Annotated in this window: 19 protein-coding genes; 9 read left to right on the top strand and 10 right to left on the bottom strand. The window is 72.0% G+C overall.

Annotation, left to right across the window (positions count from 1 at the left end):
* Nucleotides 1-4 precede the first annotated feature (4 nt).
* The gene (locus tag ACWC1K_RS16780; RefSeq protein ID WP_450832029.1) at nucleotides 5-688 is read left to right on the top strand and encodes a DUF4232 domain-containing protein; all 684 of its coding nucleotides are present in this window, start codon (nucleotides 5-7) and stop codon (nucleotides 686-688) included.
* Between the two features lie 507 nt (nucleotides 689-1,195).
* Nucleotides 1,196-2,449 (top strand): SLC13 family permease, encoded by a 1,254-nt coding sequence (locus tag ACWC1K_RS16775; RefSeq protein ID WP_450832158.1) that lies wholly within the window; start codon nucleotides 1,196-1,198, stop codon nucleotides 2,447-2,449.
* A gap of 9 nt (nucleotides 2,450-2,458) precedes the next feature.
* Here ACWC1K_RS16775 and ACWC1K_RS16770 read toward each other — a convergent pair whose 3' ends face one another.
* Together ACWC1K_RS16770 and ACWC1K_RS16765 are read right to left on the bottom strand one after the other, a co-directional pair.
* A complete protein-coding gene (locus tag ACWC1K_RS16770) occupies nucleotides 2,459-4,303 on the bottom strand; it encodes a ricin-type beta-trefoil lectin domain protein (protein ID WP_450832027.1) in 1,845 nt (614 codons plus the stop codon).
* Nucleotides 4,304-4,674: 371 nt separating this feature from the next.
* Nucleotides 4,675-5,592 (bottom strand): helix-turn-helix domain-containing protein, encoded by a 918-nt coding sequence (locus tag ACWC1K_RS16765; protein WP_450832026.1) that lies wholly within the window; start codon nucleotides 5,590-5,592, stop codon nucleotides 4,675-4,677.
* Between the two features lie 64 nt (nucleotides 5,593-5,656).
* On the opposite strand from ACWC1K_RS16765, the gene ACWC1K_RS16760 reads away from it, so the two are divergent.
* Nucleotides 5,657-6,502, top strand: coding sequence for a phytanoyl-CoA dioxygenase family protein (locus ACWC1K_RS16760; RefSeq protein ID WP_450832024.1), 846 nt, complete (start codon nucleotides 5,657-5,659; stop codon nucleotides 6,500-6,502).
* Here ACWC1K_RS16760 and ACWC1K_RS16755 read toward each other — a convergent pair.
* A complete protein-coding gene (locus tag ACWC1K_RS16755; protein ID WP_450832022.1) occupies nucleotides 6,493-7,464 on the bottom strand; it encodes an aldo/keto reductase in 972 nt (323 codons plus the stop codon). The genes ACWC1K_RS16760 and ACWC1K_RS16755 overlap by 10 nt on opposite strands.
* Nucleotides 7,465-7,676: 212 nt before the next feature.
* On the opposite strand from ACWC1K_RS16755, the gene ACWC1K_RS16750 reads away from it, so the two are divergent.
* The gene (locus ACWC1K_RS16750) at nucleotides 7,677-8,540 is read left to right on the top strand and encodes a hypothetical protein (protein ID WP_450832020.1); all 864 of its coding nucleotides are present in this window, start codon (nucleotides 7,677-7,679) and stop codon (nucleotides 8,538-8,540) included.
* Nucleotides 8,541-8,544: 4 nt separating this feature from the next.
* Here the strand turns inward: ACWC1K_RS16750 and ACWC1K_RS16745 are convergent, their stop codons facing one another.
* Both ACWC1K_RS16745 and ACWC1K_RS16740 read right to left on the bottom strand, forming a co-directional pair.
* The gene (locus ACWC1K_RS16745) at nucleotides 8,545-9,078 is read right to left on the bottom strand and encodes a flavoprotein (protein ID WP_450832018.1); all 534 of its coding nucleotides are present in this window, start codon (nucleotides 9,076-9,078) and stop codon (nucleotides 8,545-8,547) included.
* A 26-nt stretch (nucleotides 9,079-9,104) separates the two neighbouring features.
* Nucleotides 9,105-9,566, bottom strand: a complete 462-nt coding sequence (locus ACWC1K_RS16740) for a nuclear transport factor 2 family protein (RefSeq protein ID WP_344401315.1) — start codon at nucleotides 9,564-9,566, stop codon at nucleotides 9,105-9,107.
* Between the two features lie 128 nt (nucleotides 9,567-9,694).
* Here ACWC1K_RS16740 and ACWC1K_RS16735 point away from each other — a divergent pair, with 128 nt between their 5' ends.
* Nucleotides 9,695-10,246, top strand: coding sequence for a TetR/AcrR family transcriptional regulator (locus ACWC1K_RS16735; RefSeq protein ID WP_450832016.1), 552 nt, complete (start codon nucleotides 9,695-9,697; stop codon nucleotides 10,244-10,246).
* Nucleotides 10,247-10,485: 239 nt separating this feature from the next.
* Here ACWC1K_RS16735 and ACWC1K_RS16730 read toward each other — a convergent pair whose 3' ends face one another.
* Both ACWC1K_RS16730 and ACWC1K_RS16725 read right to left on the bottom strand, forming a co-directional pair.
* On the bottom strand, nucleotides 10,486-10,692 hold the full coding sequence (locus tag ACWC1K_RS16730) for a ferredoxin (protein WP_344401312.1): 207 nt from the start codon (nucleotides 10,690-10,692) through the stop codon (nucleotides 10,486-10,488).
* Between the two features lie 13 nt (nucleotides 10,693-10,705).
* Complete coding sequence (locus tag ACWC1K_RS16725; RefSeq protein ID WP_450832014.1) at nucleotides 10,706-11,905, bottom strand: cytochrome P450; 1,200 nt, start codon at nucleotides 11,903-11,905, stop codon at nucleotides 10,706-10,708.
* 330 nt (nucleotides 11,906-12,235) lie between these two features.
* On the opposite strand from ACWC1K_RS16725, the gene ACWC1K_RS16720 reads away from it, so the two are divergent.
* Entirely contained in the window at nucleotides 12,236-12,688 is a 453-nt protein-coding gene (locus tag ACWC1K_RS16720) for a nitroreductase family deazaflavin-dependent oxidoreductase (protein WP_450832012.1), read from the top strand.
* Nucleotides 12,689-12,752: 64 nt separating this feature from the next.
* On the opposite strand, the gene ACWC1K_RS16715 is transcribed toward ACWC1K_RS16720, so the two are convergent.
* Nucleotides 12,753-13,730 (bottom strand): cation diffusion facilitator family transporter, encoded by a 978-nt coding sequence (locus tag ACWC1K_RS16715; protein WP_450832010.1) that lies wholly within the window; start codon nucleotides 13,728-13,730, stop codon nucleotides 12,753-12,755.
* A 134-nt stretch (nucleotides 13,731-13,864) separates the two neighbouring features.
* Between ACWC1K_RS16715 and ACWC1K_RS16710 the strand changes: the two genes are divergently transcribed.
* Nucleotides 13,865-14,878, top strand: a complete 1,014-nt coding sequence (locus ACWC1K_RS16710) for a glutathione S-transferase family protein (protein ID WP_450832009.1) — start codon at nucleotides 13,865-13,867, stop codon at nucleotides 14,876-14,878.
* A gap of 18 nt (nucleotides 14,879-14,896) precedes the next feature.
* Entirely contained in the window at nucleotides 14,897-15,205 is a 309-nt protein-coding gene (locus ACWC1K_RS16705; protein WP_450832008.1) for a DUF4235 domain-containing protein, read from the top strand.
* 135 nt (nucleotides 15,206-15,340) lie between these two features.
* On the opposite strand, the gene ACWC1K_RS16700 is transcribed toward ACWC1K_RS16705, so the two are convergent.
* A complete protein-coding gene (locus ACWC1K_RS16700) occupies nucleotides 15,341-15,733 on the bottom strand; it encodes a VOC family protein (protein WP_450832006.1) in 393 nt (130 codons plus the stop codon).
* A gap of 78 nt (nucleotides 15,734-15,811) precedes the next feature.
* Nucleotides 15,812-16,555, bottom strand: coding sequence for a TetR/AcrR family transcriptional regulator (locus tag ACWC1K_RS16695; protein ID WP_450832004.1), 744 nt, complete (start codon nucleotides 16,553-16,555; stop codon nucleotides 15,812-15,814).
* Between the two features lie 124 nt (nucleotides 16,556-16,679).
* Here ACWC1K_RS16695 and ACWC1K_RS16690 point away from each other — a divergent pair, with 124 nt between their 5' ends.
* Nucleotides 16,680-18,182: an APC family permease gene (locus ACWC1K_RS16690; RefSeq protein WP_450832002.1), complete on the top strand. Its 1,503-nt coding sequence runs from the start codon at nucleotides 16,680-16,682 to the stop codon at nucleotides 18,180-18,182.
* Nucleotides 18,183-18,192: the final 10 nt, after the last annotated feature.

The raw sequence follows: 18,192 nt of genomic DNA, 5'->3' as shown, positions 1-18,192 counted from the left end.
GCACATGGCGAAGAAGTCCCCTTCCGTCCACCGGGCGGCCCTGCTGGCGAGTGCGGCCGCGGTGCTGGGTCTGCTGACGGCCTGCGGCAGCAGCGGCGGCAGCGGCACGACGAGCACCCAGACACTGCCCGGTACGGCCGCGCCCGCCACGGGGGGCCACAGCACCGACTCGGCGAGCGCGTCCGCATCCGCATCCGTGTCGGGCTCCGCTCCAGGCAAGACCACCGTGACCGCGCCCCCGGCGAAGTCCGTGCCCGCCGGCACCACCGGGGGCCGTTGCCACACGTCGGAGCTGCGGGCGACCGTCGGGCCGAACGACCCCGGCGCCGGGCAGGAGAACTTCCCGGTCGTCCTGACCAACGCGTCCTCCCGTAGCTGCACGGTTCGCGGCTATCCGGGTGCCGCCTTCGTGGACGCCTCGGGCCGGCAGCTGGGCCCGGACCCGAAGCGCTCCTCGGGCACTCCCACGACGGTGACGCTGGCGCCGGGCAAGAGCGCCTGGGCGGGGCTGACGTTCTCCAACCCGGAGGTCAGCGGCGCCCACCCGGCCACCCCCGCCGCCCTGCTGGTGACGCCCCCCGACGAGCGGGACCACCTCACGGTCACCTGGAAGGGCGGCCAGGTCCCCGTGTCCGGCAACGCGTCCTCGGTGTTCCTGACCGTGCTCAGCCCGGGCACCGGCCCCTGACCCGCTCCACGGCATTCCCGCAGCCGTGACGCGCCGGACAAGAGCACCGGGACCGCGCCGACCCAGGCGGCCACGTCCCCCTGTCCGGCAACGCGTCCCCGGTGTTCCTCACCGCGCTCAGCCCCGGCACCGGCCCCGACCCGCTCCACGCCATTCCCGCACCCGCGACGCTCGCGCCGCACAAGAGCACCGGGACCGCGCCGACCCGAGCAGCCAGGTCCCCTGTCCGGCAACCCGTCCCCGGTGTTCCTCACCGCGCTCAGCCCCGGCACCGGCCCCGACCCGCTCCACGCCATTCCCGCACCCGCGACGCTCGCGCCGCACAAGAGCACCGGGACCGCGCCGACCCGAGCAGCCACGTCCCCCTGTCCGGCAACCCGTCCCCGGTGTGCCGCACCGCGCTCAGCCCCGGCACCGGGCCCTGAACAGGCGGGTCCCCGGCGGAGCTCTTACCGTGACCTGTTTTCATTGAGGCTCCCGCGCTGATCCGCCCTGAAGGACCCTGCCCTGAACACCGCGCTCGCCGAAATACTCTCCGTCGCCCTGCTCGTCGCCGTCCTCGCCTGGGCGGTGCTGCGCCCGAAGGGGCTGCCGGAGGCCGTGCTGGCGGTCCCGGCCGCGGGGATCGTGATCGCCACCGGCACGATCTCCCTGGACCACGCCCGGGAGGAGGCCGCCAGCCTCGGGCCCGTCGTCGGCTTCCTCGCGGCCGTGCTGGTGCTGGCCCACTTCTGTGACGTGGAAGGGCTGTTCCAGGCGTGCGGGGCGTGGATGGCCCGGCGGGCGGCGGGCTCTCCCGGGCGGCTGCTCGCGGCGGTCTTCGTGCTGGCGTCGGCGATCACGGCCGTGCTCAGCCTGGACGCCACGGTGGTGCTGCTGACGCCGGTGGTGCTCGCCACCGCCGCCCGGGCCGGTGTGCGGGCCAGACCGCATCTCTACGCCTGCGCCCACCTGTCGAACACGGCCTCGCTGCTGCTGCCCGTCTCCAACCTCACCAACCTGCTGGCGTTCGAGGCGAGCGGACTGAGCTTCACCCGGTTCGCGGCGCTGATGGCGCTGCCGTGGCTGGTCGCGATCGGCGCCGAGTACCTGGTCTTCCGGCGGTTCTTCGACGAGGACCTGGCCGCGTCCGTCCACTCCCCCGAACCCGGGGAGACGCCCGCGCTGCCACTGTTCGCACTGGTCACCGTGGGGTGCACACTGGGCGGATTCGTCGTGGCCTCCGCGGTCGGCATCGACCCGGCCTGGGTGGCCGCCGCGGGCGCGCTGGTGCTGGCGGGCCGCGCGCTCGTACGGCGCAGGGCCACCCCGCTGTCGGTGGTGCGGGCCTCGTCCCCGGCGTTCCTGGCCTTCGTCCTCGCGCTCGGCATCGTGGTGCGGGCGGTCGTCGACAACGGGCTCGCGGATGCGCTGGGCCATGTGCTGCCCGGCGGCTCGGGGCTGCTCGCACTGCTGGGCATCGCCGCGCTGGCCGCCGTACTGGCGAACCTGATCAACAATCTGCCCGCGGTGCTGGTCCTGCTGCCGCTGACGGAGGCCGGTGGGCCCGGCGCGGTGCTGGCGGTGCTGCTCGGCGTGAACATCGGCCCGAACCTGACGTACGCGGGATCGCTCGCGACGCTGCTGTGGCGGCGCATCGTACAGCGGCACGGTCAGGAGGTGCAGCTCGGGGAGTTCACCCGGCTCGGCCTGCTCGCCACCCCGGCCGCGCTCGTCGCGGCCGTGGCGGCGCTGTGGCTGTCGCTCCAGGTGGCGGGCTGAGCCCGGCGGTCAGTGGTGGCCGCCACCGCCGTATCCGCCACCGCCGTAGCCGGGGCCCGAGCCGTAGCCGCCCCCTCCGCAGTAGGACGGGTTGTAGTAGCAGTACGGGTTCGAGGGGTAGGGGCTGGTCGGCGTCGGCCACGCGGTCGAGGGAGCCGCGGACGGCGTGGGGGTGGGGCTCGGTGTCCTCGCGGCCTTGGGGGTGGCCTTCGGCGTGGGCGAGGGGCTGTCGTCGGCGTCCCAGTTGACCACCTGCATCTGCAGGTCGGCCTTGGACGTGTCGAACGCCCAGCGCTGGACGGTGCCGTCGTCGCGGGTCTTGACGACCAGCGCGCCCGAACCGTCGGTGGCCGCGGGGGTCAGGGCGAGGTCCTGGTCCCAGCGCGGCACCAGGGTGCCCTGGAGGGTGAAGTCGTAGCGGATGTTCTTGGCACCCGGCTCGGAGGCGCCCGTGCACGGGGCCAGCTGCACCGAGTAGCCGAGGTGGGAGTCGAGGCACAGGTCGGGGTCCGCGGCACTGCGCAGTCGGCCGTCGGTCTCGTACGTCCACTGCTGGACGGACGGTGAGGAGCAGTCGGCGAGTTCGGTCTCGGCGCCCTTGACGGCCTTCTTGCCCACGACGGCGACGCACAGCCCGGAGTCGGCGTTGTGCAGTTTGCCGCGCATGGTGCCGTGGGAGCCCGTGCTGGTGCCGACCCAGGAGGGGGCCGCGGACGGGGTGCTCGTGCCGCTGCCGGGGGTCTCGGAGGGGTGGTCGCCGTCGGCCGTGGTGGTGCCGTCGCCTGAGCCGAGCACGGACCACAGGACCAGTGGAAGGACGACCAGCCCGCTCACCGTCACGACGGCCGCGGCGAGATTGCGTCGGCGGGCGGCGGCGTGCCGTGCGGCCTTGTGCGCGGCACGGCGGGCGGCGGAGCGGCCACCAGGACGGGGGCCGGTGCCCGGCGCGGGGTGGGCGGAGGCGAAGGGCTCGCCCGGGATCGGCGGGATCGGGACCTCGGGGGGCAGGGCGCCGGAGTCCTCGGCCGGCGAGGCCAGCCGGGACTCCACGTAGGCCCGCGCGCCCCAGCCGAGCACCGCCTCGGCCAGCGCGAGGCCGAGTCCCTGGTTGAACTGTGCCAACTGGTCGGCGGTGTGGCTGCAGTGTCTGCAGCAGGCGAGGTGGGTGTTCAGGTCGGGATCGATCTCGACCCCGCCGCGCCGGTAGGTCACGTCCAGCATCCGCAGATAGCGGCGGCACTCCTGCTCGGGGGCGAGTTCGCGGTGGACCTGGAGGCACTCCTCACGCAGCCGTTCACGGGCGCGCTCCAGTTCGACGGCGGCGTCCTGCTCCTCGATGCCCAGCAGGCCGGCGGGTACCCCCAGCGCTTCCGCCTCGACCTCGACATGCCACAGCAGGCAGCGGGCCGACTGGGGCAGCCGCTGGAAGGCCCCGGACAGCAGGCGGCGGTCGGACGGCGGAAGCAGGCGGGCCGCGACGCGGTCCCCGCCCTCGGAGGACAGCTCGGGGTGGAGGTGTTCCCGTCTGTGGTCGTTGTCCCACTCCGCGGCGATCCGGCGAACGGTGACGAGGAGTTGGGGCCGCCACGCGGAGGTCGGCCCGTTCTGCCGCAGGGTTTCGCCGAAGAGCCTCGTGAATGCGGCGGTCGTGAGCATTCCCGCCGAAGCGGCGCCGTCGGTGCACAGCCGGGCGTAGGCGAACGCCGCTTCCCAGTGCCGGTCGAGAAGTTCGCCGACGGGCTGCAGCGCGGGTGTCGTCCCCGTCCACTTCTTCAGTTCTGCGCTCAGCTGTTCGTCCGTCACGAAGAACCGGCGGTCGGGCGTGGGGGAATTCGACAGGCCCGCGTCTTTCACGGCTGCATTCCTCTCGGGGGCATGCGTCATAAAGTCCATACCAACAGGTATGGGTACAGGATTCGGCAGCTCAACGCCCACCTGGGGAAGCCCTTTTGGAGCGTAGGTCGAACGGGAGCGGCCTCGTGCACACAGCCGGAAAATGTATTGTCCGTGCGCCGACAGGCACACTTTTGCACAGGTCAGGCAGGCCTAACAAGAGATCCAGCGGTTTTGTGCCCGCCGGGCCCGCCGACAGGATTTGACGAATGGTCAAGCCTGTCGGCGCGGCAATCGGAAATGGTATTCAGTTGGTTGGCGTGCGGGTCGCTCCGCAACCATTGAGCGGGTGTTCCACCGCACATCCCACGGGCCGGACGGAGTGCTGCGGTTCACGTCTCAACCATTGAGCCGCCTCTTCGGTAGGCGCCGGGCGGCACTCCGTAGCGTGCGCGGAAGACCCGGTTGAAGTGGAACGGGCTGGCGAACCCCGAGGCCGCGGCCACCCGGTCCACGGACAGGTCGGTGCTCTCCAGGAGCCGGGCGGCATGCCGCAGCCGGGCCTCGCGCAGGGCCCGCATCGGGGACTGGCCGAGTTGCCGGGTGTACAGGTGGGCGAACCGGGAGGGCGACAGGGAGACGCTTTCGGCGAGCGAGCGCACGGTGTGCGGGGCGCCCGGGTCGGCGGCGATCAGCGCCTCGGCGCGGCGCACCCGGCCGTCGACGCCGGGCGGCGGCGCCGGGGTGCGCGCGGTGGCGGCGGTGAGCAGGACGATCTCCTCCAGGGAGGACAGGGCGAGTTCTCGCGCGGCGGTGCCGTGCGCCACGGCGACCCGGTCGTCCGGCGCGGCGGCGGGCGGTGACTCGGTGCCGGTCCAGCGTGCGTCGGCGAGCATCCGGCGGAAGGCCGCATCGACCCGCCCGTGCAGGGCGGCCGGGGTCGGGGTGACGACGAACAGTCCGTCGCCGAGGTCGTACGGCCGCAGCCACGGCGACCAGGACGGGCGTGCCTGGCAGTGCGCCCACCAGAACTGCCAGCCGTGGGAGGCCGGTTCGACCGCGTACTCGTGCCGGACGCCCGGGGCGAGCACCACCAGGTCGCCCGCACCGGCCCGGGCCTCGGCCCCGCCCTGGCGCAGCCGGCCGCGCCCGCCCGTGGTCCAGGTGAACAGCCAGCTGTCCGCGCCGCGCGGCCGGTTGACGACGTAGCCCTCCCGCCGGTCGTAGCGGCCGACCACGACGAGGCCCGGCGGCGGGGCGGGGTCGCCGGGGGCAGCAGTCTCGGGCAATCCGTCAGCGTTCACGGGCATCCTCCTGACGCGCGCGGCGACCTAGCGTGATGAGCCGAGGACACCCCATCGAAGGAGCGGACACATGACAGCCATGGATATGGGCGACGTCGGCGCTTCCATCCTCACCCAGGACGGGCTGAGGCAGTTCCGGGAGGACGGGTTCACCGTCGTACGCGGACTCTTCGGACGCGACGAGATCGACCGGCTCTGCGCCGAGTTCACGGCGCTGCACGCGGCCGGGCCGGTGCCGGGGCATTTCGAGCCGCGCGCCTCCGCGGATCCACTGGCGGCGTACCCGAGGGTGATGCATCCGCACGAGATCAGCGAGACGGCGCTGCGTGTGCTGCTCGACACCCGGTTGCGCGGGGCGCTGGAGGCGCTGCTCGGCGAGGAGGTCCTGGCCGCCCAGAGCATGTTCTACTTCAAGCCGCCGGGCGCGCGGGGGCAGGCGCTGCACCAGGACAACTTCTATCTGCGGGTGGAGCCGGGCACCTGTGTGGCGGCCTGGGTGGCCTGTGACGTGATCGGCCGGGACAACGGCGGTCTCGAGGTCGTACCCGGTACGCACCGCATGGACCTGTTCTGTCCGGAGGAGGCGGACGCCGAGGTCTCGTTCGCGCGGGAGTACGTCCCCCCGCCGCCGGGCCTTGCGACCGTGCCGGTCGACATGGCGCCCGGGGACGTCCTGTTCTTCAACGGCAGCCTGGTGCACGGTTCGCAGCCCAACGGGACCACCGACCGGTTCCGCCGGTCGTTCATCGGCCACTACGTGGGGCGCTCCGCGGAGCGCATCGGGCACTACTACCGCACCCTCACGATGGACGGCGAGCGCGTGGTCCTGGCGGAGAGCGAGGGCGCGGGGCCGTGCGGCACGGAGTTCGCACCGCACGGACCCCATGAGCCGCCCCCTGGCGGATATCAGCTGTGACCGACGACGGGGTGCGGAGAGTAAGGGGCCTCCAGCTCCTCGATCTCCTTGTCGCTGAGTTCGAGTTCGACGGCGGCCACGGCGTCCTCGATGTGGTGCGGCTTGGCGGCACCGATGATCGGGGCCGCCACCGTGTCCCGGTGCAGCAGCCAGGCCAGGGCGACCTGGGCGCGCGGGACGGCGCGGTCGTTCGCGATGCGGGTGACGGCCTCGACGACGGTGCGGTCGCCCTCCTGGTAGAGACGGCTGCCGAAGTTGTCGCCCGCGCTGCGCTCGGTCACCGTGCCCCAGTCGCGGGTGAGGCGACCGCGGGCGAGCGGGCTCCAGGGCAGGACGCCGACGCCCTGGTCGGCGCAGAGCGGCAGCATCTCGCGCTCCTCCTCGCGGTAGAGGAGGTTGTAGTGGTTCTGCATGGACACGAACTTGGTCCAGCCGTGCCGCTCGGCGGTGTACTGCATCTTGGAGAACTGCCAGGCGAACATCGAACTCGCCCCGATGTAGCGCACCTTGCCCGCCTTCACCAGGTCGTGCAGGGTCTCCATCGTCTCCTCGACCGGGGTGTGCGGGTCGAAGCGGTGGATCTGGTAGAGGTCGACGTAGTCGGTGCCGAGGCGGCTCAGGCTGTGGTCGATCTCCGTCATGATCGCCTTGCGGGACAGTCCACCGCCGTTGGGCCCGGGGCGCATCCGGCCGTGCACCTTCGTCGCCAGCACGATCTCGTCGCGGTCGGCGAAGTCGCGCAGCGCCTTGCCGACGATCTCCTCGCTGGTGCCGTCGGAGTAGACGTTCGCCGTGTCGAAGAAGTTGATCCCGGCCTCCAGCGCCTGCCGGATCAGCGGACGCGAGGCCTCCTCGTCGAGCGTCCACTCGTGCACACCGCGGTCGGGCAGGCCGTAGGTCATACAGCCGAGACAGACCCGCGACACGTCCAGGCCCGTCGAACCGAGCTTCACGTACTGCATCGTTGCTGCTCCTGCCTTCGGGAGGGGTACGAAGGGGAGCGTACGGCTTCGGCCGCACTCCACACAGCGCGCCCCTGGACGGCCGGGGCACCGGCCGTTGCTGCCCGCAGGTGACCGACCGGCGTGGGAGCCGCCTCGCGGTCGGCGCGCTCGCGCATCCTCGGCGCAGGTGACCGGCGCCCGGCCGGTCGTGGCCCCGCGGGAGGAACCCGATGCCGACACGCCCCACGAAGAAGAAGCCGAAGCTCCTGCTCACAACGGCGGCACAGACCCTCGCCCTGCCCCTCATGCTGGTCCCGCCCGCCTGGAGCAGTCCGAGTCCGCCGCCGGAACCCGCGACGCTGTGCGCACCCGCGGGGATCCTGCGGGGCGCGAACGGGCAGCGTGCCGTGGTCAGTCTGTGCGCGGGCAGCGGCACCCCGACGATGGCGGTGTCGGCGCCGGCGACCTGCAGCGGTCCGGGAGAGGACGACGACGACCGCGCCTGTCTGACCTCGGGCACCTGGACCGCACACAAGGGCGGCGTGACGGCCGCCTCGGGGAAACTCCCCGGAGGCGGCGAGTATCCCGGCCCGGGGACGTACGACGTGACCGCCGACGTCCGCGTGAAGTCGTCGCCCGCCGGACTGAACCTGCACGGCACCGTCCACGCCACGCTGACCCTGACCGCGCCGAAGCCGCCCGCCACGCACCGCATCGAGGTCGACCGGGCCACACTGCAGCGCGGCGCGACGACCACGCTGACGTACCGGATCTTCCGCGACAGCGAGCAGGGGGACGGCAGCGCGCGGTTCGGGCTGATCGGGGAGGAGAGCTCGGGGGTGCGGCTGTCCACGTCGGACGCCCGCTGCGTCAATCCGCTGACCGGCCGCTATCCCGCGACCACCAGGAACGCGTACGCCCTCGACTGCGCCCTGACGGACCTGCAGCCGGGTCATCCGGCCACGGTCGTGGTCCGTGCCTCGGTCGGGTCCGCCTGCTCGACGGTCGTCTCCAAGCTGGGCTACTGGATGCCGCAGGGCCAGGCGCTGTACACCGGCGGCATGCTGGCGGGACCGACGGTCCGCTGCACCTGACGCGTCACCGCCGCTCGATCAGGTCGAGCGCCCGCGCCCAGCCGAACTCCGGTCGCGAGCCGTCCTCTTCCGGCTCGCCGGAGTACGGCTCGCCGAACCGGACGCCCATCCCGCGCAGCCGTACCAGGCTGTCCCGGTAGGCGGGGTGGGCGGCCAGCGCGTCGGCGACGCACGGGAGTACGGCGACGGGGACGCCCAGGCCGTAGGCCTCGCACAGGGTGGCCACCGCGAGGGTGTCGGCGAGCCCGGCCGCCCACTTGTTGACGGTGTTGAAGGTGGCGGGCGCCACCACGACGGCGTCCGGCGGCGGGAAGGGGCGCGGGTCGCCGGGACTGCGCCAGGCGGAGCGTATGGGGCGGCCGGTCTGCGCCTCGACGGCGGCGGTGTCGAAGAAGCCGTTCATGGCGACCGGTGTGGCGATCACGCCGACCTCCCAGTCCCGCTCCTGGGCCGCGATGATCAGCCTGCTGACGTCCGCGGCGATCCCGGCGGCGCAGACGACGACGTAGAGGAAGGGCTTCTCGGCCTGTTCGGTCATCCGCGAAACCCTACTCACCGGGAACGCTATGCGAGCGGGAAGGACCGTCCCCGTTCGGCCTCCGGTCGCGGGCCGTGGATGCGGCGCTGCTTCTCCTCGATCGGCACGTCGTTGATGCTTGCCTCGCGCCGGGTCATCAGGCCGTGCTCGTCGAACTCCCACAGCTCGTTGCCGTAGGAGCGCCACCACTGGCCGTCGGCGTCCCGGGACTCGTACTGGAAGCGGACGGCGATGCGGTTGCCGTCGAAGGCCCACAGGTCCTTGCGCAGCGCGTAGTCCAGCTCGCGCTCCCACTTCGCGGTCAGGAGTTCGACGATCTCGGCCCGTCCGGTGACGAAGGTGTCGCGGTTGCGCCACACCGAGTCCTCCGAGTAGGCGAGCGCCACCTTGTGCGGGTCGCGGGTGTTCCAGGCGTCCTCGGCGGCCTGGACCTTCTGCGCGGCCGTTTCGCGGGTGAAAGGGGGCAGGGGCGGGCGGTCGGCGGCCATGAGTTCCTCCTCGACGGGCGGACAGCGGCAGAGAACGAGCGTTCTCCTCCGGGCTGCTACCGTAGGAGAACGCTCGTTCTCGCGTCAAGAGAGCACGTCAAGGGGAGGTCGTACGCCGCATGGCCGTCATGGACAGTGCAGTCGCCCGGGAACAGGCGCTGGACGCCGCCGAGGAGCTGTTCTACGGGCGGGGCATCCAGTCCGTCGGCATGGACGACATCCGCGGTGCGTCGGGCGTCTCGCTCAAGCGGCTCTACCAGCTGTTCCCGGCGAAGGAGCAGCTGGTGGAGGCGTATCTGGAGCGGCGCGACGTGCGCTGGCGGGGCCGGCTCGCCGAGTTCGTCGAGCGGCAGGAGGGGCCCGGGGAGCGGATCCTGGCGGTCTTCGACTGGCTGGAGCTGTGGTTCGGCGAGGACGGCTTCCGGGGGTGCGCGTGGATCAATTCCTACGGTGAGCTGGGCGCCTCGTCGGCCCGGGTGGCGGCCCAGGTGCGGGCGCACAAGGAGGCGTTCCGGGAGTATCTCGCCGGGCTCGTGGCGGACGCGGGGCTGCCCGGCGCCCTGGCCGGGCAGCTGTTCCTGCTGGCCGAGGGCGCCATGGTCACCGCCGGGATCACGCAGAGCACGGAGCCCGCCCGGGAGGCGCGCGAGGCGGCACGGCTGCTGCTGCGGGCGGGCTGAGCCGCGGGCTCTCAGAGCCTGCGCCGAACCCCGGCCGAGCGCCCGCCGCCTGGCACGCACTCCCCCACTGCCTCAGAGGCGTGGGGGACCCCCAGCCGCGTTGCCGAAAGGCCCAAGCAACTCCGCTACCAGGACCTTCCGGCGCGTTGCGATGGCACGCGCCCCCACTCTCGGCTTCGCTCCAGCGGGGGGACCCCGGACGACGCGCACTGATCCGAGCGGGCCTCGAGCCCTGGCTCTCAGCCCCCCGACACGGTGATCGCGCCGACCGGGCAGGCCCGGGCCGCTTCCCGCACCATCGGGTCGCCGCCGCCGTCCTCCCGGCCCGGCAGCAGCGTGCTGAATCCGTCGTCGTCCTGGGTGAAGACGCCCGGGGCGGCCAGGGCGCACTGGCCCGCGCCGATACAGACGTCCTTGTCGATCTCGATGTGCGTGTCGGTGTGCATGGCCTTGAGCCTCTTACCAGGTCACGGGGAGTTCCAGCATCCCCTGGATCGTGTCGCCGGGTTTGAAGGGGATCTTTTCGGCGGGGGCTGCGAGGCGGAGCGTGGGCAGCCGGTCGAAGAGGGTGTGCAGGGCGATCTCCAGCTCGGCGCGGGCCAGGTTCTGGCCGAGGCACTGGTGGATGCCGAAGCCGAACGCGACGTGGTGGCGGGCGGAGCGGTGCCAGTCGAGGGTGTCGGGGGCGGGGTAGACGTCCTCGTCGCGGTTGATGACCGAGGTGGCGAAGACCACGCCGTCGCCCGCCCGGATCGTCGTGCCGCCGGCCTCGATGTCCTCGGTGGCCCTGCGCAGCAAGCCATCCGCGATCGACAGCATGCGCATCAGCTCCTCGACGGCGCCGGGCACGAGCTCCGCGTTGCCGCGCAACTCGGCCAGGCGCTCCGGGTGCTGGAGGAGGGTGAAGGTGCCCAGGGAGATCATGTTGGCGGTCGTCTCGTGGCCGGCGACCAGCAGGATCGTCGCGAACGAGATGACCTCCTGGCGGTCCAGCACTCCCTCGCGCAGCTGCTGGTGGACGAGTTCGTCCAGCACGCCCTCGCCGGGCTCCGGCTGTTTCAGCTTGCTGTCGATCAACTCCTCGAAGTACGCGTCCAGTTGGTTGCGCGCGTCCTGCACGTCGTCGACCGTGGGACCGCGCAGCAGCCGGCGTGACTGGCCCTCGAAGAACTCGTGGTCGGCATACGGAACGCCGAGCAGCGCGCAGATCACCATCGACGGCACGGGCAGCGCGAAGGCGTTCACCAGTTCGGCGGGCGGCCCCTGTGCGATCATCGCGTCGAGCCGCTCGTCCACGATCCGCTGGATCTGCGGCCGCAGTTCGACGGCGCGCCGAAGGGTGAAGCTGGGCACCATCATCCGCCGCTGCGTGCGGTGTTTCGGGTCGTCGACGCCGAGAAGGGCGACCCTCCGGTTCTTCACCGCGGCGAACCGCTCGGTCGGCGCCGGGAAGTCGGGATGGCTGCGGTCGGTCGACAGGCGCTGGTCGGAGAGCAGCTCACGGGCGAGGGCATGCCCGGTGACGAGCCAGGCCGGACGGCCGTCGTAGAGCGTGATCCGGCTCAGCGGGCGGGTGGCGCGCAGGGAGTCGTAGGCGGTGGGCGGGTGGTAGGGGCAGGTCCGGTCCTGGGGGAACGCGACGGGTTCCGTTTCCGTCATGGAAGACCTCGCAGACGAAGAGTGCGTCGTGCAGATCTTCATTAGATGCCCGGGGCATCTATGGGGCGACGTGAAGTTCGGCCAGATCGGTGGCGCGGGCATTCTGGCCGGGGATGCTCGCTCGTGCATCTGAATCGGGCCGAAGCGGCGGTGGACGCCTCCGCAATCCGGCCATGGCCGCAGCCGCCGCGGTGTCGGCAGGCGACGGATCTGCCGCCGGGTGGCGTGATCACGACGCCGGAGGGCAGTGCGGTATGGATGAATCCTGCCTGCACCGGTGTTGTGGAACGGTGTCAGTGAGCCGCAGTACTCGACGATGGGACGGACGACATGCCTCTTGAGGGCCAGTACGAACCCAGCCCGGCGCAGTGGGTGCGCGACCAGGTGGAGCTGTACGAGAGCTCCGGCGGCACGAAGGGGACGACGCTGGCCGACACCGGCCTGCCCGTCGTGCTGGTCACGACCCGGGGTGCGAAGAGCGGCAAGCTCCGCAAGACGCCTCTGATGCGCGTCGAGCACGAGGGCCGCTACGCCCTGGTGGCCTCGCAGGGCGGCGCGCCCAAGCACCCGGTCTGGTACCACAACCTCAAGGGGGATCCCCGTGTGGAGCTCCAGGACGGGCCGGCGAAGCAGGACATGACGGCCCGCGAGGTCACCGGCGCGGAGAAGGCCGAGTGGTGGGAGCGTGCCGTGGCGGCTTATCCGCCGTATGCCGACTACCAGAAGAAGACGGACCGGGAGATCCCGGTGTTCGTGCTGGAGCCGACCGACGGAGGGCACTGATCCCGGCCGGAAAAAAATCTTCGTCCGGGGACGCATGAACCGGGTGCCGCCGGGCACGCGTGCGTCAGGCCCCGCCGCGTTCCCCCGTCGCGGCGGGGCTTTCTCGTGCCTCATGGGCCGGCCGGTCGGTGATGTCGAGGAAGATCTCGGCGGCCTCGGGCACGGTCTTCGCCACGGACCGCTTGATCCGCATGCTGACCTCCTCGACCTGCTCGCTGTCCAGGCCGGGCACCAGGTCGACCCGGGCGGCCACGAGGGCCGTGTCCAGGCCCGTCTTCATCGTGAACAGTGCCTCCACGCTGTCGATCTCGGGCTGCGCCTGAAGCAGGGACTGGATCCGGGCCGCCGTGCGAGGGTCGGCGGACTCCCCGATCAGCTGGTCGCGGGCCTCGCGGCCCAGGTGGTAGGCGACGAAGACCAGCAGCGCGCCGATAGCGAGCGAGGCGGACGCCTCCCACACCACCTGCCCGGTGACCATGTGCAGCGTCATGCCCGCGGCGGCCAGCGTCACGCCGAGCACCGCGGTGCCGTCCTCGGCTACCACGGTGCGCAGCGCCGGGTCGCGCATGCCCTGTGTGCCGCCCTGGCGGCGCACCTGGTGCAGGGCCCGCAGCAGTGAGACGCCCTCGGCGAGGAAGGCGACGCCCAGCACGATCAGGCCCGCGACATAACCGCTCAGTTTTTCCTCGGCGCCGTTCTTGAGGGCCTCGGCGCCCTGGAAGAAGGAGAAGCAGCCACCCATGACGAAGATCCCGACGGCTGCCAGGAGCGACCAGAAGAACCGTTCCTTGCCGTAGCCGAAGGGGTGCCGTTCGTCGGCCGGACGGCGGCTGCGGCGCAACGCGGCCAGCAGGAAGACCTCGTTGAAACTGTCGGCCACCGAGTGCGCCGCCTCCGACAGCAGAGCCGGTGATCCGGCCAGCAGGCCGCCGGCGGCCTTGGCCGCCGCGATCAGAAGGTTGGCGGCGAGCGCCACCAGCACGGTGACGCGTGTCCTGCGGTCCGCCTTGTCGTCCGAGGATGCAGAGGATGTCCCGCTCACCTTCGCCGACTGCCCCTCTGGTGGCGGCTCACACCGCGCGGGCGGAATTCGGGGGAATCGAAGGAATGCGGGGAACCCGGTCATCGAACAGGGGGAACCCGGTCCTCAGGGGACACACGACACAGGGAGGAATCATGGGAGGCGGGGGCAACAGCAGCTACGGGCAGAGGACGTTCAAGCGGTCCAAGAGCCATTTCACGGACCGGATCACGGCGGACGGCAGGGACGGGTGGCCGGTCGAGGCGGGCCGTTACCGGCTGGTGGCCAGCCGTGCCTGCCCGTGGGCGAGCCGGGCGCTGGTCTCGCGCCGGCTGCTCGGCCTCGAGGACGCCCTGTCCCTGGGTATCGCCGACCCGATCCAGGACGACCGCAGCTGGCGCTTCAGCCTGGACCCGGACGGCCGCGACCCGGTCCTCGGCATCCGCTTCCTCAGCGAGGCCTACGACCGGCGGGAGACCGACTACCCGGGCGGCGTGAGCGTGCCCGCGATCGTCGACGTACCCAGCGGGAAGCTGGTGACCAACGACTACCAGCAGCTCACCCTGGACCTGGCCACCGAGTGGCGGGCCCTGCACCGCGACGGGGCACCCGACCTGTACCCGTACGCCCTGCGCGACGAGATCGACTCGGTGATGGCGGACGTCTACGAGGACGTCAACAACGGTGTGTACCGGGCGGGTTTCGCCACGGACCAGGAGGAGTACGAGGCCGCGTGCGCCGGTGTCTTCCGGCGGCTGGAGCTGCTGACGCCGCGGCTGGCCGGGCAGCGCTATCTGGTCGGTGACACGATCACCGAGGCGGACATCCGGCTGTTCACCACCCTGGTGCGTTTCGACGCCGTCTACCACGGCCACTTCAAGTGCAACCGCTTCAAGCTCACGGAGAATCCGGTCCTGTGGGCGTACGCTCGCGACCTCTACCAGACGCCCGGCTTCGGTGACACCGTCGACTTCGACCACATCAAACGGCACTACTACCAGGTGCACACCGGCATCAACCCGACCGGGATCGTGCCCCTCGGGCCGGACCTGTCGGGGTGGCTGACGCCTCATCACCGCGAGGAACTGGGCGGCCGGCCGTTCGGCGACGGGACGCCACCGGGGCCCGTCCCGGTGGGTGAGCGGGTTGCCGCGACGGACCGGCCCTGACCGACGAAGGAGACAGACGTGGCGAAGACGAAGAAGAGGAAGCTGAAGCTGCCGCTCGCCTACAAGCCCCTGGGGTTCGCCATGGGCTGGGCAAGCGGGGCGATCGCCTCGCTCGCCTTCCGCAAGACGTGGATGGCGCTGCGGCACGAGGAGGACGCACCGGACGCCCTGGACCGGGAGCGCGGCTGGGGCGAGATCCTGCTCGCCGCGGCGGTCCAGGGCGCCCTGTTCGCCGTGGTGCGCAGTGCGATCGACCGCACCGGGGCGAAAGCCATCGAACGCTCGACCGGCGTCTGGCCGGCCGGCGACCAGGGCGGCCGGGACTAGGCGCTCTGCGGGCTGTGCGGCGATGTCCGTCGATCGTCTGCGGCGCCTGGTGGCTGGTCGCGCAGTTCCCCGCGCCCCTTCAGGGCGCTACTGCACCGAAGCGGACATAGTTGCCCGACCTGCTGATCCCGGGCGTCAGCCCTGCTTGGGCGCCGTCGGTGTGGTGCGGCGCAGGGTGAAGGAGTGGCCCGCCGGGTCGGCGTAGCCGCGCTCCTCGAAGGGGCCGGACGCGTCCTTGGTGTCCAGGGGGCGTCCGCCCAGTTCGATCACCTTGCGCTCCACCGCGTCCAGGTCCTCCACCATGAAGTCCAGATGGACCTGGAGGGAGTTCTCGGGGCGCGGCCAGCTCGGCGGCGTCGCGTTCACGTCGCGGCGGAAGGCCAGCCGGGTGCCGTCGGCGCCCCTGATCTCCACGCGGTTGGCGGTCGCGTCCGTCTCCTCGGCCGCCAGCAGCTCCTTGTAGAACACCGCGAGCTTCTCGGGCTCGACGCAGTCGAGCACCAGATAACCCGCTTCCACCAGTGGCATGTCTCCTCCGAACGGTCCGGGGCGCGGGACTTCCTGCCCCGCGGCCCTGTACCTCACGGATATCCCGGTCCGGCGGATTCAGTCGGCGGCAGGCCGCTCGCCCACCCCGCCGGGGTGTGCCCGCACCTCCGCCAGCCGTGCCGCCGCAGCGCTCAACAGCAGGTCCAGGGCGGCCGGATAGGAGCTGCGGGGCATGTCGGCCACGAGGTGGCGGGCCGTCGCGGCGATGTGCGGGTGCGTGTCGGCGGGCAGTCGTGCGTAGGTGGCCCGCCACACCCCCGCCTCCGCCTCCTGGGCGGCCTTCGGCAGCGCCGTGCTCGCCGAGTCGAGGGCCCCGAAGGCGAGCGACTGGTCGACGAAGGCGTGGTAGATGCGCACCGCGTCCGGGTCGGGGAAGCCGGCGTCGCGCAGCACGCCGAGGATGGTCTCGACGGCCTGGATCTCGTACGCCCGCCCGGTGACCCGGTACGAGCTCAGGACGGCCGCCCGCGGATGGGCGAGGGCGCCCGCGTGCATGCGCAGGCCGAGGTCGCGCAGGTCGGCCTGCCAGTCGCCGGTGGGCCGCCAACTGCGCAGGGTACGGCCGATGAGCTCGTCGGCGATGGCCAGCATCAGGTCGTCGGTGTGCCGGAAGTAGCGGTACAGCGAGCTCGGGTCGGCGCCGAGGGCGCGGCCGAGGCGGCGGACGGAGAGGGCTTCCGCGCCGTGTTCCTCGATCAGTCTGAGCGCCGTGGCGACGATCAGTTCCTCGGAGAGGACGACACCCTGCTTGGTGGGCCGTCTGCGCTGCCGGGCGGTGGGCGGGACGACGCGCTCGCTCATGGGCTGCCTCCTGGGGCCGGTGCCCGCACCTTATGACAACACCGTTGACCTGTTAAGTCCCCGGGCAGTTTCATGTGCGTTCACCGGGGCCGCCCAGGCCCCCAGGTGCGAGCGGAGACCGGCCATGTCCGACCAGCCCTTCGGTGCAGCCCCACCAGCGCGGCCCGCGCTGCGCAAGTCCCTCGGCGTGCTCGACGGCATCGCCATCGCCGCGTCCAGCACGGCCGCCACCACCAGCATCGGGATCGGCCTGGGTGTCACGGCCGGCGTGGTCGGCCTGCATCTCCCGGCGATCATGCTGCTGGCGTTCCTGCCGGTCCTCGGCATCGCGGGCGCCTTCTCCCGGCTGAACCGGGTGGAGCCGAACGCGGGCAACGGCTATGTCTGGGTGGGCCGTTCGCTCAGCCCGTGGCTGGGCTTCATGGTCGGCTGGGTGAACATCGTGGCCACGCTGGCGTTCCTCGCGTACACCACCGCGGTGACCGGGTCGGCGCTGATCCAGCTCGCCGGGGAGGCCGGGCTGCACCGGGTGGCCGGGCTCGCCCTGGACCCCGGCTCGACGGTGCAGACGACCGCGGTCGGCATCCTGGTCCTGGTCGCGGTCACGCTCACCGCGGTCACCGGCATCCGGACCGCGGCGCGGCTGCAGACCGGGCTGCTGGTCTTCGAGTACGTCGTCCTGCTCGGGTTCTGCGGTTACGGCATCGTGCGCGGGCCGCACGCCTTCAGCCTGAGCTGGTTCGACCCGTTCGCCATCCCGTCGGCGTCGGCGCTCGCCCAGGGACTGCTGCTGTCGGTGTTCTGCTACTGGGGCTTCGAGGCCGCGTTCAGCGTGAACGAGGAGGTGCGCGACCCGCGCGACGCCTCCCGCGCCGGGATCATCACCCTGGTCACCATGCTGACGCTCTTCCTGATCGGCTCGGTCGCCTTCCAACGGGTGCTGTCCGAGCCCGAGTTGGCCGGGCACGGCGCCCAGGGGCTGGCGTTCTTCGGAGACCGGCTGGCCTCCCAGCCGCTGGCCGCGCTGCCTCTGGTGGCGCTGATGTTCTCGGCGGTCGCCTCGCTGCAGGCCGGTGTGATTCCGACGGCCCGGGCGATGTTCGCGATGAGCCGGGACCGTACCCTCGGGCCGGTGTGGTCCAAGGTCAGCTCCCGCTACGGGACTCCGGCCGCCGGGACGCTGCTGATCGGCGCGCTCGCCACCGCGATCGCGGCCCTCGCCCTGGTCATTCCGCGGCTCGCGGACATGATCATGGCGACGGTGAGCGCGGTGGGCATCGTGGTCGCCCTCTCCTACGCGCTCACGGCCCTCGCGGCGGCCGCGCGCTTCCGCTCGCTGCTGCGCGAGGACTGGCGCCAGGGCGTACGGGCGGTCGTGCTGCCCGCGCTGAGCGCCGTGGCACTGCTCGGACTCGGCGGCTATCTCGGCTGGTCCTTCTACTCCTCCACCGACCATCTCGAACTCCGCGCGGACAACGGCTGGTTCCTGCTCCTCACTCCCCTGGCGATGATCACGTCTGGTTTCGTGGCCGCCGCCTGGGCCAGGTGGGTGCGCAGGTCGCCGTACTTCCGCACGGGCGACGGCACGGACGCCGAGGCGCCGCAGCTGCTCGCCACCCCCAACTGACCCCCACCAG

The sequence above is a fragment of the Streptomyces sp. NPDC001492 genome, assembly GCF_053597275.1.
The sequence above is the reverse complement of the archived record's forward strand: the minus strand, read 5'-3'. Positions and strand labels throughout refer to the sequence as shown.

Bases quoted from the DNA above. Each gene is read 5' to 3' on its own strand.
- ACWC1K_RS16745 (WP_450832018.1), bottom strand. From the start codon at position 9,078: ATGACCGAACAGGCCGAGAAGCCCTTCCTCTACGTCGTCGTCTGCGCC.
- ACWC1K_RS16755 (WP_450832022.1), bottom strand. From the start codon at position 7,464: ATGCAGTACGTGAAGCTCGGTTCGACGGGCCTGGACGTGTCGCGGGTC.
- ACWC1K_RS16735 (WP_450832016.1), top strand. From the start codon at position 9,695: ATGGACAGTGCAGTCGCCCGGGAACAGGCGCTGGACGCCGCCGAGGAG.
- ACWC1K_RS16730 (WP_344401312.1), bottom strand. From the start codon at position 10,692: ATGCACACCGACACGCACATCGAGATCGACAAGGACGTCTGTATCGGC.
- ACWC1K_RS16740 (WP_344401315.1), bottom strand. From the start codon at position 9,566: ATGGCCGCCGACCGCCCGCCCCTGCCCCCTTTCACCCGCGAAACGGCC.
- ACWC1K_RS16695 (WP_450832004.1), bottom strand. From the start codon at position 16,555: ATGAGCGAGCGCGTCGTCCCGCCCACCGCCCGGCAGCGCAGACGGCCC.
- ACWC1K_RS16700 (WP_450832006.1), bottom strand. From the start codon at position 15,733: ATGCCACTGGTGGAAGCGGGTTATCTGGTGCTCGACTGCGTCGAGCCC.
- ACWC1K_RS16780 (WP_450832029.1), top strand. From the start codon at position 5: ATGGCGAAGAAGTCCCCTTCCGTCCACCGGGCGGCCCTGCTGGCGAGT.
- ACWC1K_RS16760 (WP_450832024.1), top strand. From the start codon at position 5,657: ATGACAGCCATGGATATGGGCGACGTCGGCGCTTCCATCCTCACCCAG.
- ACWC1K_RS16750 (WP_450832020.1), top strand. From the start codon at position 7,677: ATGCCGACACGCCCCACGAAGAAGAAGCCGAAGCTCCTGCTCACAACG.
- ACWC1K_RS16765 (WP_450832026.1), bottom strand. From the start codon at position 5,592: ATGCCCGTGAACGCTGACGGATTGCCCGAGACTGCTGCCCCCGGCGAC.
- ACWC1K_RS16725 (WP_450832014.1), bottom strand. From the start codon at position 11,905: ATGACGGAAACGGAACCCGTCGCGTTCCCCCAGGACCGGACCTGCCCC.
- ACWC1K_RS16710 (WP_450832009.1), top strand. From the start codon at position 13,865: ATGGGAGGCGGGGGCAACAGCAGCTACGGGCAGAGGACGTTCAAGCGG.
- ACWC1K_RS16690 (WP_450832002.1), top strand. From the start codon at position 16,680: ATGTCCGACCAGCCCTTCGGTGCAGCCCCACCAGCGCGGCCCGCGCTG.
- ACWC1K_RS16720 (WP_450832012.1), top strand. From the start codon at position 12,236: ATGCCTCTTGAGGGCCAGTACGAACCCAGCCCGGCGCAGTGGGTGCGC.